The following is a 12,347-nucleotide window of genomic DNA, read 5'->3' on the forward strand; positions in this document are numbered from 1 at the left end:
TCCGCCCGATGACGGTGGTCCCCCGTAGTGTGAAACCGGATCGAGGAGGTTGCGTGGCGAAGGCTCAGCTCAACTATCGCTGCACGGAGTGCGGCTGGACGACGGCCAAGTGGGCCGGCCGCTGCGGCGAGTGCCAGGAGTGGGGCACCGTCACGGAGGCCACGGCGCCGACGGGAGTCCTGCGCGCGCTCAAGCCCGTCTCGATCGGGGCGGACCGCGCCGCCCGCTCCATCACCGACATCGACACGGCCACGGTCAGTCACTGGCCGAGCGGCATCGCCGAGTTCGACCGCGTTCTGGGCGGCGGCATCGTGCCGGGCGCCGCCATCCTGCTGAGCGGAGAGCCCGGCGTCGGCAAGTCCACCCTCCTGCTCGAGGTCGCCTCCCGCGCGGCCCGCGCCCGGTCGCGCGTGCTCTACGTGAGCGCGGAGGAGTCGGTGAGCCAGGTCAGGATGCGCGCAGAGCGCACGGGGGCGATGCACGACCACCTCTTCCTCGCCTCGGAGACCGACCTCGCCACCATCGTCGGCCAGATCGACGCCGTCGACCCGCAACTCGTCATCGTCGACTCGGTGCAAACGGTGTCCAGCAGCAACGGCGAGGGTCTCGCGGGCGGACCGAGCCAAGTCAGAGAGGTCGCGAGCACGCTCATCCGGGTGGCGAAAGACCGCAACCTGCCCGTGCTGCTCGTCGGCCACGTCACCAAAGACGGCTCCATCGCCGGGCCGCGCCTGCTCGAACACCTGGTGGATGTGGTCTGCCAGTTCGAGGGAGACCGCCAGACCGCGCTCCGCTTCGTCCGGGCGCTCAAGAACCGCTTCGGCCCCACCGACGAGGTCGGCTGCTTCGAGATGTCGGGCGACGGCATCGTGGAGGTCGCCGACCCGAGCGGGCTGTTCCTCAGCCGCACCACCACGCCGGTCTCCGGCACCTGCGTCACGGTCGCGATGGAGGGGCGCCGCCCGCTCCCGGTCGAGGTGCAGGCGCTCGTCGTGGCCACCACGGCCCCCAACCCGCGCCGCGTCACGAACGGCGTCGACTCCTCCAGGGTCGCCATGCTGCTCGCCGTCCTCGAACGCCGCGCCGGCATCCGCCTCGGCGACAAAGACGTCTACGTCTCCACGGTCGGCGGCGTGCGCCTCACCGAGCCGGGCGCCGACCTGGCCATCGCCCTCGCCATCGCGTCCGCCGCCAACGAGAAGGCCATCCCGCACACGCTCGCGGCGTTCGGCGAGATCAGCCTGGCGGGCGAGATCCGTCCCGTCGCCAGCGGCAAGCAGCGGGCGGCGGAGGCCACCCGCCTCGGCTTCACCACCCGGGTGGATGCGCGCAGCGAGAGCATCCGCGAAGCCCTCCGCGTGGCGTTCACCGCCGCGATCTCCGACCGCGAGCGGGAGCTCGACGCCGCGTTCTGACCCGCGGGGTCGCGCGCAGTTTCGCTGACCCGCGGGGGCGCGCGCAGTTTCGGCGAGATGCCAGTAACTGCAGCGAAACGCCCGGGATCCGCCACAGTTGGTGGCATCTCGCGAACGCGAGCGGGCGCTCGACGCCGCATCCTGACCCGGGGTGGCGCGCCAAGCTCGCGAGATGCCAGTAACTGTCGCAAAACGCCCGGGATGCGCGACAGTTACTGGCATCTCGCGGCCGCAACCGCGACCCCAGCCGCAACCGCCGCCGCAACCGGCGCGGCCTCAGTCCAGGATGAACTGCTTCGACTCCGCCGACTCGATGCCGGACACCGACGTGGTCAAGTGGTACGACGCCCCGCCGGCCGGAACCTGCTCGCGCGTCTGCTGGCACGTGGCCGGGTCGGAGCGCGTCCTGTCCCACTCGATCGGCGTCTGCGACGACACCGTCTTGCCCGGTTGCAGCAGCACTTCCGCATCCACCTTGTCCGACTGGCAGTCTGTCGACTTCCAGTACGTCTCGGTGCCGCTGGTGATCGTGAACACCTGCTGCGCCGTTCCGGCGTCGATCTTGCAGGACACCGTGCCCGTGTTCGTGATCGACACCGTCAGTTTCGGCAGCTCGCCGGCGGCGTACGTGCTCGCGTCGGTGTTCGCCGTCACCTTCACGTTCGCCGGTTTGCAGGGCTGGCCGCTCGCCGTCGTGTTCTCGGTTGGGATGTTCGTGCCGTCCGCGCCAGGGGTCGCCGGCTTCGAGTTCGTCGCTGCCGGCGTCGGCGTGCCCTGGGACGAGCCGGGCCGCACGACGATCAGCACGACGACGACGATCACGGCGATCACGCCGAGGGCGAGGATGAGCCGGCGTCGCCAATAGACGGTGCTCGGCTGCGGGCCGACAGGATGCTTGAACGTCGACATGCCTGCAGGATAGCTGCGGCCACGGCGAATGCCGCGGCAACGCGCTAGAGCCGCTTTAACATACGAGTATTTCCCAAGGTATTGGGCTTCACCCGAGCCAGGTCGAGGAACTCCGCGACACCTTCGTCGTGCGAGCGGACCAGCTCCGCGTACACCTCGGGGTCGACCGTCTCACCGCCCATGTCCTCGAACCCGTTGCGCTCGAAGAACGCGACCTCGAAGGTCAGGCAGAACAGGCGGCTGAGGCCCAGCTCCCTGGCGTCGTCCTCCAGCCGCCGCAGCAGCGCGTGGCCGATGCCCCTGCCCAGCCAGTCCTCGGAGACGGCCAGGGTGCGTACCTCGGCGAGGTCGCGCCACATCACGTGCAGCGCCCCGCAGCCGATCAGCTCACCGTCCGGCGTCTCAGCGACCCGGAACTCCTGCAGCGACTCGTAGAACACCACCGCATCCTTGCCGAGCAGGATTCGTCGCTGCACCAGCGGCTCCACGAGCTCCTGGATGCGCACCACGTCACTGGCACGCGCCCGGCGGATGACGAACCCGGCGCTGTCTGAACCACTCACTCGCCCAAGCCTAGCGACCCACCGCATCCGGATGCGCACACATGAACACACGCACACGCGAACACACGCACACACGAAAGCGGGGCCGCCATTCAGGCGACCCCGCTCCCGGGATACAACAGGTTCGGCTACCTCACTCGGAGGATGCGGCCAGGTCCGGCGTCGCCGGCCCCGTGCCGATGGCGGCCGCGGCGTTGACGCCGGCGCCGATCGGCTCCTTGCGGGCCTCCGTGGTGAACACGAACTCGCCGTCCTTGAAGTCGACGTGCACGTGGTCGCCTGCGTTGAGCTCTCCGTGCAGGATGCGCTCGCTGAGACGGTCCTCGATCTCGTGCTGCACAGCGCGGCGCAGCGGACGGGCTCCGAGGGTGGGGTCGAAGCCGACCTCGATCAGGCGCTCCTTGGCGGCCTGCTCCAGCGTGATCGTCATGTCACGGTCGAGCAGCCTGTCGGAGAGGCGCTTGATGAACAGGTCCACGATCTGCAGCAGTTCCGGCTTGGACAGCTGCGGGAACACGATGATCTCGTCGACGCGGTTCAGGAACTCGGGCTTGAAGTTCTTCTTCAGCTCCTCGTAGACCTTGCCGCGCATCCGGTCGTATCCGGTGGTCGGGTCGCCCTCGATCTGGAAGCCGACAGGGCCGCCGGAGATGTCCTTCGTGCCGAGGTTGGTCGTCATGATGATGACCGTGTTCTTGAAGTCGACCACGCGGCCCTGACCGTCTGTCAGACGTCCCTCCTCCAGGATCTGGAGCAGCGAGTTGAAGATGTCGGGGTGTGCCTTCTCGATCTCGTCGAACAGCACCACGCTGAACGGCTTGCGGCGGACCTTCTCGGTGAGCTGCCCGCCCTCTTCGAAGCCGACGAATCCGGGAGGAGCACCGAACAGTCGCGAGACCGTGTGCTTCTCGCCGTACTCCGACATGTCGAGGGAGATCATGGCCGACTCGTCGTCGAACAGGAACTCGGCGAGCGCCTTGGCCAGCTCGGTCTTTCCGACACCGGTGGGGCCGGCGAAGATGAACGAACCGGACGGACGCTTCGGGTCCTTCAGACCGGCGCGGGTGCGGCGGATGGTCTTGGAGAGTGCCGCGATGGCCTCCTCCTGACCGATGACCCGCTGGTGCAGCGCCTTCTCCATGAAGACGAGGCGTGCGGACTCCTCCTCGGTGAGCTTGAACACCGGGATGCCCGTTGCCTGGGCCAGAACTTCGGCGATGAGTCCCTCATCCACCTCTGCCGTGGTCTTCACGTCGCCGGAGCGCCACTGCTTCTCGAGGCGCAGACGCTCGCCGAGGAGGTTCTTCTCCTCGTCGCGCAGCGACGCGGCCTTCTCGAAGTCCTGGTCTTCGATGGCGGCTTCCTTCTGGGAGCGCACCGCGGCGATCTTGTCGTCGAACTCGCGCAGCTCCGGCGGAGCCGACAGGATCGACAGCCGCAGACGTGCTCCGGCCTCGTCGATCAGGTCGATGGCCTTGTCCGGCAGGAAGCGGTCCTGGATGTAGCGGTCGGCGAGGTTCGCCGCCGCGACGATCGCGCCGTCGGTGATGGACACCTTGTGGTGCGCCTCGTAGCGGTCGCGCAGCCCCTTGAGGATGTTGATCGCGTGAGGCAGCGACGGCTCAGCCACCTGGATGGGCTGGAAGCGGCGCTCGAGGGCCGCGTCCTTCTCGAAGTGCTTGCGGTACTCGTCGAGCGTGGTGGCGCCGATGGTCTGCAGCTCACCGCGGGCGAGCAGCGGCTTCAGGATGGAGGCCGCGTCGATCGCGCCCTCGGCAGCGCCTGCGCCGACGAGGGTGTGGATCTCGTCGATGAAGGTGATGATGTCGCCGCGGGTGCGGATCTCCTTGGTGACCTTCTTCAGGCGCTCCTCGAAGTCACCGCGGTAGCGGGAGCCTGCGATGAGCGAGCCGAGGTCGAGCGTGTACAGCTGCTTGTCTTTCAGCGTCTCCGGCACGTCGCCGCGGACGATCGCCTGGGCGAGCCCTTCGACGACTGCGGTCTTTCCGACGCCGGGCTCACCGATCAGCACGGGGTTGTTCTTGGAGCGGCGCGACAGGATCTGCATGACGCGCTCGATCTCCTTCTCGCGTCCGATCACCGGGTCGAGCTTGTTGTCGCGCGCAGCCTGGGTGAGGTTGCGGCCGAACTGGTCGAGGATCTGGCTGCCTGCCTGCGCGGTGGCCTGATCGTTGCCTCCGACCTGGACCTGCTCCTTGCCCTGGTATCCGCTGAGCAGCTGGATGACCTGCTGGCGCACGCGGTTGAGGTCGGCGCCCAGCTTCACGAGCACCTGGGCGGCGACGCCCTCTCCCTCACGGATGAGGCCGAGCAGGATGTGCTCGGTGCCGATGTAGTTGTGGCCGAGCTGCAGCGCCTCGCGCAGGGACAGCTCCAGCACCTTCTTGGCACGCGGGGTGAACGGGATGTGCCCTGTCGGCTGCTGCTGGCCCTGGCCGATGATGTCCTGGACCTGCTCGCGAACGGCATCCAGCGAGATGCCGAGCGACTCGAGCGCCTTGGCGGCGACACCCTCACCCTCGTGGATCAGGCCGAGCAGGATGTGCTCCGTCCCGATGTAATTGTGGTTGAGCATCTTGGCTTCTTCTTGGGCCAAGACGACGACGCGGCGGGCTCTGTCGGTAAATCTCTCGAACATGTCTACTCCTCAGACGCCGTTGCAGGGTTGGCGTCGATACAAAGAGAGTAACCACCGGAGGGCGCCGTTATAGCCCCTGTTCGCCGTGGGCGTGACAGTGTTTCCCCCGACTGTCCGGGATGCGCAGCCTCAGCCCCGCAGGCCGGGCAGGGTGAGCGTCGTGTCCGGCAGAGTGATGGTCACGTCGGAGGTGGTGGTCACGCCGGACGGCGTCTCGAAGATCGTGGTGTGCGGCACGTAGTCGCGCGTGCAGACGCCGCCGGGGGCGGGCTCGAGCATCGCCTTCAGCTGATTGCTGGCGGTGACGGACACCGATGCGACGGTGGGCGGGCAGGTCGAGCTGCCGTAGAGCACGATCGCGAAGCGGTCGCCGTCCTTCATCCAGACGGCCCACGCGGCACCGCCCGCGCTGCTCGCGGGGGCCTCGACGCCCTTCGGCTCGCCCGCGTAGTCCTCCACGGGTTTCGAGGACGCTGCCGTGCATCCGGTCAGTGCCAGGCCGGCCAGGAGCACGCCGACGACGGCCACGGTTGCGCGGCTCGCCGCGAGAGTTCGATGCACGCTCTCATTCTAGGAAGCCGGAGGTGGTTCGTGGCTGTGCGCGTTCTAGGATGCACGTGTGAGCAACCTGGAACGCGACCCGGCGGAGGTGCTCGTCGACGACGAGCCGCGCATCGGAGATGATGCCGTCGAGATCCTCGAACCGCGGGATGTGCCGCTCGGCGGCCCGCGCGCGATGAACGTGCGCCGCACGCTCCCCCAGCGCCGCCGCTCGCTGATCGGCGGCTGGTGCTTCATCGACCACTACGGTCCGGACGACGTCTCGGCGACCGGCGGGATGCGCGTCCCTCCCCATCCGCACACCGGCCTGCAGACTGTCAGCTGGCTGTTCGAGGGCGAGATCGAGCACAGGGACAGCGTCGGCAGCCACGCGATGGTGCGGCCGGGCGAGCTCAACCTGATGACCGCCGGACGCGGGATCAGCCACTCCGAGGTGTCGACGCCGGAGACGACCCGCCTGCACGGCGTGCAGCTGTGGGTCGCGCTACCGGACCGGTCGCGCGCGACGGAGCCGTTCTTCGAGCACCACGTGCCGGTCGCCGGGCAGCTCGGCGCCGCGGAGGTGCGCACGTTCGTCGGACAGCTCGCGGGGAGCGGGACGGACGCCACCGTGTTCAGCCCGCTGCTCGGCGCCGAGCTGCTGGTCCGGAGCGCCGGGGAGATCGTGGTGCCGCTCGACGCGTCGTTCGAGCACGGCATCCTGGTGGACGCCGGGGACGTCTCCGTGGCGGGCGTGCCTGTGCCGCGCGCACACCTCGCCTACCTCGCGCCCGGACGCGACGCGGTGACCGTGACCGTCGGCGACGGCGGGGCACGGCTGGTGCTGCTCGGCGGTGAGCCGCTCAACGAGCAGATCGTGATGTGGTGGAACTTCATCGGGCGCGGGCACGACGAGGTCGTGCAGTTCCGCTCCGAGTGGATGGGCGACGTCATCGACGACGAGGACGCCCACGGCCGGTTCGGCACCGTCGCGGGCTACGACGGCCGGGCGCTCCCCGCTCCCGACCTCCCCACCGTGCGCCTCAAGCCGCGCGGCTAGCGCGAGATACCAGCAACTGTCGCGAAACGCCCGGGATGCGGCGCAGATAGTGGCATCTCGCCGGCCCGGATGCGGCTACTGCAGCGCCGAGGTCAGCCGCGCGAGGTTGTCCAGCACCGTGGACCGCAGCGGCTGCTTCATCCACTCGTCGAGCGTGAGTTCGCGGCTGTCTCGGCGGTAGCCGTCTTCGACGGCCCGCATCTCGTCCACGAACGAGCGGCCGCGCACCATCAGCGACACCTCCATGTTCAGCTGGAACGAGCGCATGTCCATGTTGCTCGACCCGATCACGGCCACGTCGTCGTCGATCGTGAAGTGCTTGGCGTGCAGGATGTACGGCTTCTTGTACATCCAGATCCGCACGCCGGCGCGCAGCAGCGCCTCGTAGTACGACCGCTGCGCGTGGTAGACGAGCGCCTGGTCGCCGACCTCCGACACGAACAGGTCTACCGCGATCCCGCGCTGCGTCGCGGTCGTGATTGCCATCAGCATGGCGTCGTCCGGCACGAAGTATGGCGACGTGATCACGATGCGTTCCTGCGCGTAGTAGAGCAGCGCGAGGAACAGGCGCAGGTTGTTCTCGCCGGGGAACCCAGGCCCGGACGGCACCACCTGGGCATCCAGCGCGTTCGCGGTGAGGTCGTCGGTGATCGGCTCCGTCTCGCGCCGGAGCAGTTCGTCGGTCTCGCTGTACCAGTCGGTGATGAAGATCGCGTTGAGACCGGCGACGATCGGTCCCTCCAGGCGCACGATCAGCTCTTTCCACTTCAAACCGCGCCGGATGTTCGACTTCTTGTTGTAGCTGCGGTCGATCACATTCTGAGAACCCATGAAGCCGACCCGGCCATCCACGATCAGCAGCTTGCGGTGGTTGCGCAGGTCGGGCCGCTGGTACTTGCCGCGGAACGGCTGCACCGGCAGCATCAGGTGCCAGGATGCGCCCATGTCGGTGAGGCGCTTGGTCGTCTGCTTGTAGTCCCTGGTGCGGTACGACGCGATGTGGTCGAGCAGCACGCGCACCGAGACGCCGCGCTTCACGGCATCCTCGAGCGCGTCGAAGAACGGCTTGGTGGTCTGGTCGCAGCTCAGGATGTAGAACTCGACGTGCACATAGCGGCGAGCCGCCCGGATCTCCTCCGTCATCGCATCCAGTGACGCCTGGTAGTCGCCGTTGAGGCTGGCCGTGTTGCCGCCGACGAGCGGCATCGCCCCGAGGTTGCGGTTGAGGGCGACGACGGACTCCAGCCACGGCGGCCACGGATGGTCGCGGCTGACCCGCTCGATGCCCTCCGTGCTCTCGATGATGAACTGGTTGATCTCCGCCTGCTTGTCCCGGCGGCTCTTCGGCAGCTTGTACGAGCCGATCAGCAGGAAGAACAGCACGCCGATGTACGGGATGAAGAAGATGGCGAGCAGCCAGGCGGTCGCCGACGTCGGCTTGCGGTTGCGCGGCACGACGATCACGGCGATCACACGGATGATGAAGTCGACGAGCAGCAGCAGCACGACGATCGCGGTGGTGAGGAACCCTGCGTCCATCGGCGCGCATCCCCTCTACCGATTGTGTGGGCGCGCTGACGTGCAGGCCCTATCGCTTACCGTATCGAAGGGAAGGCCGCGAGGGTACTCGCGACGCGGCGGAGCTACGCCTTGGGCGCGAGGCCGCGGCGTGCGCGCTCTTCGGCTTCCATGCGCGAGTACGCCTTGCGCTCCGTGCGGTCGGCGCGAACGATGGCGCGCATGATCAGCCAGAAGAGCAGACCGACGAGGACGGTCGGTGCGAGTGACCACACGATCCCAGCTACGACATCATTCATAACTTGATAATGGTAGCTCCTGCACCTGAGAACGGAGACCATCACGCCACCCGTCACCGTCTTCCTCGCCACCTGGCGCTTCGACCCGGTCGCCGCCGTCGCTCTCGTGACCGCTGCCGGACTGTACATCGCCGGCATCCTGGCCCTCCGCCGCCGCGGTCATCGCTGGCCGATGGCGCCCACCGTGTGGTTCTTCGCGCTCGGCCTCGGCTCGTACGCGTGGGTGTCGTTCGGGTTCCTTGGCGCGTACAGCTCCGAGCTGCGCTGGGCGTTCACGACCCGCATCGCCCTGCTGCTGTTCGCCGTGCCCGCACTGATGAGCCTGGGCCGCCCCGTCGCCCTGGCCCGCCTGGCCCTCAGCGGACGCCGGGCGAGCAGGCTGGAGGCGACCCTGCGCTCGCGCGCGATCCGCCTGTTCGGGAACGCGATGTTCGCGCCGCTGTTCGCTTGTGCGGTGTTCCTCGTCTTCCTGACGCCGCTCGCCGCCGTGCTGCGCGACAACCCCTGGTCGGAGTGGTCGATCACGGTCGTCGTGCCGCTGGCCGGGATGCTCATGGTGCTGCCGATCGCCGCCCACTCGATCATCCGCACCAGCTTCTTCGTGACGGTGGAGTTCCTGCTCGCGTTCGTCGAGATGCTGCTGGATGCGGCGCCCGGGCTGCTCCTGCGGCTCAACGACGGGATCCTGGATCACGCGCCCGCTGTGCTGGGTCCGCTGCCGTTCTGGTTCCCGAATGCGCTCCACGACCAGCATCTGTCCGGCGACTTCCTGTGGTTCATCGCAGAAATCGCGGACGTGCCCGTGCTCATCATCCTGTTCGTGCGCTGGATGCGCCTCGACCGCCGAGAGGCCAACCGGATCGACGCACTCAGCGACGACGAGCTGGATGCGCTCACCCGCGACCACCTGCGCCAGCGGCCGTGAGGGGTGGGGCGGAAGCCGCTACTTGACGAGCGGGAAGAGGATCGTCTCGCGGATACCGAGGCCGGTGAGCGCCATCAGCAGGCGGTCGATGCCCATGCCCATTCCGCCCGACGGCGGCATGCCGAACTCGAGAGCACGCAGGAACTCCTCGTCGAGACGCATCGCCTCGACATCGCCCTCCGCGGCCAGCTTCGCCTGCTCGACGAACCGCTCGCGCTGCACGACGGGGTCGACCAGCTCCGAGTATCCGGTCGCGAGCTCGAAGCCGCGGGTGTAGAGGTCCCACTTCTCCACGACGCCCTCGCGCGAACGGTGCGCGCGCACCAGCGGGCTGGTGTCGACGGGGAAGTCCATCACGAACGTCGGTCGCACCAGCGTGTCCTTGACGAAGTGCTCCCACAGCTCCTCGACGTACTTTCCCGGCAGGGGATGCTGGATCTCGATCCCCTCCACAGCCGCGATCTCGCGCAGTCTCTCCACAGATGTCGCGGGAGTGATCTCTTCGCCGACCGCCTCGGACAGGCTGTCGTACATGCGAATTCGATCCCACTCCCCACCGAGGTCGTACTCGGTGCCATCGGCCCAGGTCACGACATGCGAACCGGAGATCGCCTGCGCGGCGTTCTGGATGAGGGTCTGAGTGAGGTCGGCGATCGAGTTGTAGTCGCCGTACGCCTCGTACGCTTCGAGCATGGCGAACTCGGGCGAGTGCGTGGAGTCTGCGCCCTCGTTGCGGAAGTTGCGGTTGATCTCGAACACGTGGTCGATGCCGCCGACCACGGCGCGCTTCAGGTACAGCTCGGGTGCGATGCGCAGGTAGAGCTCGGTGTCGAACGCGTTCGAGTGGGTGACGAACGGGCGCGCGGACGCCCCGCCATGCATGACCTGCAGCATCGGGGTCTCCACCTCGATGAAGTCACGCTCAGAGAACGTCTTGCGGAGGCTGGCGACGGTCTTGGCGCGGTCGATGACGTTCTTGCGGGCCTGGTCGCGCGCGATCAGGTCGAGGTAACGGCTGCGGACGCGCGTCTCCTCGTTGAGCTCGTTGTGCAGGTTCGGCAGCGGAAGCAGGGCCTTGGATGCGATGGTCCAGCTCTCCACCATGATCGACAGCTCGCCGCGGCGGCTCGAGATCACTTCGCCGGAGACGAAGAGGTGGTCGCCGAGGTCGACGAGTTCCTTCCACTCGGCCAGCGACTCCTCGCCGACGGCCGCGAGCGACACCATCACCTGGATGCGCGTCCCGTCGCCGGACTGAAGCACCGCGAAGCACAGCTTGCCGGTGTTCCGGAGGTGCACGACGCGTCCTGCGACGCCGACCGTCTCTCCGGAGACCTCGTCGGCCTGCAGGTGGCCCCACTTCGCGCGCACGGCGGGAATGGTCGTGGTGATGGGCACAGCGACCGGGTACGCGCCGCCCGCGGGAGTCTTCGCCTCGGCGATCAGGCGCTCGCGCTTGCCGAGGCGGACGGCCTTCTGCTCGCTGATCTCGTCAGCGGAGAGTTCAGGCTCGGGGGTCTGCTCGTCGGTCATCAGTGTCTTTCGTTCGTGCGGAGGAGGCCGCTCAGCTGATGCTGATGCGCTCGTTGTCGATCAGCCTGGTCGTTCCGACACGGGCTGCCACGAGCACCACGGCTGGGCCGTGGTGGCCTTCGGCGACGGCGAGGAACGAGTCCGGGTCGACGACCACGAGATAGTCAAGCTTAACGGCTGGTTCGGTGTCGAGACGCGCGCGGGCGGCGGCGAGCACAGCATCCACTCCGCCTGCTGCTCCCGTTGAGGCCGCGGCCTTCGCGGCGGCGAGCGCCTGGGAGAGTGCGACGGCGGCGGCGCGTCCCGCCGGGTCGAGGTAGCTGTTGCGGCTCGACAGGGCGAGCCCGTCGGATTCGCGGACCGTGTCGACCACGGCGATCGTGACCGGCAGGTTCAGCTCGTCGACCATCCGGCCGACGAGGTGCACCTGCTGCGCGTCCTTCTGGCCGAACACGGCCACGTCTGGGCCGACGATGTTGAAGAGCTTGGCGACGACCGTGAGCATGCCATCGAAGTGACCTGGCCGGGATGCGCCCTCGTACAGGGAGCCGATCGCGCCGGCGGTGACGCGGGTCTCTGTCGCGCCGTTCGGGTACATCTCCGCCGGGCTCGGCGCGAAGACGATGTCGGCGAGGCCGCTCAGCTTGGCGACGTCGGCGTCGAGGGTGCGGGGGTAGCGGTCGAGGTCCTCGCCCGGCCCGAACTGCAGCGGGTTGACGAAGATCGAGACGACGACGATCCCGCCGAGGTCTTTGGCGTGCGAGACCAGCCGGAGGTGCCCGTCGTGGAGGGCGCCCATCGTCGGCACGAGCACGACGCGACCGGATGGCGCGTCAGCGCTGCCTTCGAGGGCGGCGTCCCTGCGGCCCGCGGCGATCCGCGCGCGCAGTTCGGGAATGGTGGTCACGACGTCAGGCATCTGCTCC

At 68.2% G+C, this 12,347-nt stretch carries 11 protein-coding genes; 3 read left to right on the forward strand and 8 right to left on the reverse strand.

Annotated features, from left to right (window positions below):
- The first annotated feature begins 53 nt into the window (after positions 1-53).
- Positions 54-1,415 (forward strand): DNA repair protein RadA, encoded by a 1,362-nt coding sequence (gene radA, locus HF024_RS15955; protein ID WP_168690209.1) that lies wholly within the window; start codon positions 54-56, stop codon positions 1,413-1,415.
- A 276-nt stretch (positions 1,416-1,691) separates the two neighbouring features.
- On the opposite strand, the gene HF024_RS15960 is transcribed toward radA, so the two are convergent.
- The 4 genes from HF024_RS15960 to HF024_RS15975 form a co-directional block, all read right to left on the reverse strand.
- Entirely contained in the window at positions 1,692-2,324 is a 633-nt protein-coding gene (locus HF024_RS15960) for a hypothetical protein (protein ID WP_168690210.1), read from the reverse strand.
- Between the two features lie 44 nt (positions 2,325-2,368).
- Positions 2,369-2,887 carry an amino-acid N-acetyltransferase gene (locus tag HF024_RS15965; RefSeq protein ID WP_085368986.1) on the reverse strand — a complete coding sequence of 173 codons (519 nt, stop codon included), beginning with the start codon at positions 2,885-2,887 and terminating at the stop codon, positions 2,369-2,371.
- 133 nt (positions 2,888-3,020) lie between these two features.
- Entirely contained in the window at positions 3,021-5,546 is a 2,526-nt protein-coding gene (locus HF024_RS15970) for an ATP-dependent Clp protease ATP-binding subunit (RefSeq protein ID WP_085368987.1), read from the reverse strand.
- A 129-nt stretch (positions 5,547-5,675) separates the two neighbouring features.
- Positions 5,676-6,107: a hypothetical protein gene (locus HF024_RS15975; RefSeq protein ID WP_247597154.1), complete on the reverse strand. Its 432-nt coding sequence runs from the start codon at positions 6,105-6,107 to the stop codon at positions 5,676-5,678.
- Between the two features lie 58 nt (positions 6,108-6,165).
- Between HF024_RS15975 and HF024_RS15980 the strand changes: the two genes are divergently transcribed.
- Positions 6,166-7,146 (forward strand): pirin family protein, encoded by a 981-nt coding sequence (locus tag HF024_RS15980; RefSeq protein ID WP_168690214.1) that lies wholly within the window; start codon positions 6,166-6,168, stop codon positions 7,144-7,146.
- A gap of 75 nt (positions 7,147-7,221) precedes the next feature.
- Here HF024_RS15980 and cls read toward each other — a convergent pair whose 3' ends face one another.
- Together cls and HF024_RS15990 are read right to left on the reverse strand one after the other, a co-directional pair.
- Positions 7,222-8,685, reverse strand: coding sequence for a cardiolipin synthase (gene cls / locus HF024_RS15985; protein ID WP_085368990.1), 1,464 nt, complete (start codon positions 8,683-8,685; stop codon positions 7,222-7,224).
- A 104-nt stretch (positions 8,686-8,789) separates the two neighbouring features.
- Complete coding sequence (locus HF024_RS15990) at positions 8,790-8,963, reverse strand: hypothetical protein (protein ID WP_168690216.1); 174 nt, start codon at positions 8,961-8,963, stop codon at positions 8,790-8,792.
- A gap of 106 nt (positions 8,964-9,069) precedes the next feature.
- Between HF024_RS15990 and HF024_RS15995 the strand changes: the two genes are divergently transcribed.
- Entirely contained in the window at positions 9,070-9,888 is an 819-nt protein-coding gene (locus HF024_RS15995; protein WP_247597155.1) for a cytochrome c oxidase assembly protein, read from the forward strand.
- An 18-nt stretch (positions 9,889-9,906) separates the two neighbouring features.
- On the opposite strand, the gene lysS is transcribed toward HF024_RS15995, so the two are convergent.
- Both lysS and panC read right to left on the reverse strand, forming a co-directional pair.
- Positions 9,907-11,421: a lysine--tRNA ligase gene (gene lysS, locus HF024_RS16000; RefSeq protein WP_085368991.1), complete on the reverse strand. Its 1,515-nt coding sequence runs from the start codon at positions 11,419-11,421 to the stop codon at positions 9,907-9,909.
- 31 nt (positions 11,422-11,452) lie between these two features.
- A complete protein-coding gene (gene panC / locus HF024_RS16005) occupies positions 11,453-12,340 on the reverse strand; it encodes a pantoate--beta-alanine ligase (RefSeq protein WP_168690218.1) in 888 nt (295 codons plus the stop codon).
- Positions 12,341-12,347 lie beyond the last annotated feature (7 nt).

The organism is Leifsonia sp. PS1209, from assembly GCF_012317045.1.
In the GTDB taxonomy this organism is placed as follows: Bacteria; Actinomycetota; Actinomycetes; order Actinomycetales; family Microbacteriaceae; genus Leifsonia.

What these genes read in the sequence shown, in the direction of transcription:
- lysS (WP_085368991.1), bottom strand. Translation starts at nt 11,421, where the DNA reads ATGACCGACGAGCAGACCCCCGAGCCTGAACTCTCCGCTGACGAGATC.
- HF024_RS15960 (WP_168690210.1), bottom strand. Translation starts at nt 2,324, where the DNA reads ATGTCGACGTTCAAGCATCCTGTCGGCCCGCAGCCGAGCACCGTCTAT.
- panC (WP_168690218.1), bottom strand. Translation starts at nt 12,340, where the DNA reads ATGCCTGACGTCGTGACCACCATTCCCGAACTGCGCGCGCGGATCGCC.
- HF024_RS15970 (WP_085368987.1), bottom strand. Translation starts at nt 5,546, where the DNA reads ATGTTCGAGAGATTTACCGACAGAGCCCGCCGCGTCGTCGTCTTGGCC.
- HF024_RS15990 (WP_168690216.1), bottom strand. Translation starts at nt 8,963, where the DNA reads ATGAATGATGTCGTAGCTGGGATCGTGTGGTCACTCGCACCGACCGTC.
- cls (WP_085368990.1), bottom strand. Translation starts at nt 8,685, where the DNA reads ATGGACGCAGGGTTCCTCACCACCGCGATCGTCGTGCTGCTGCTGCTC.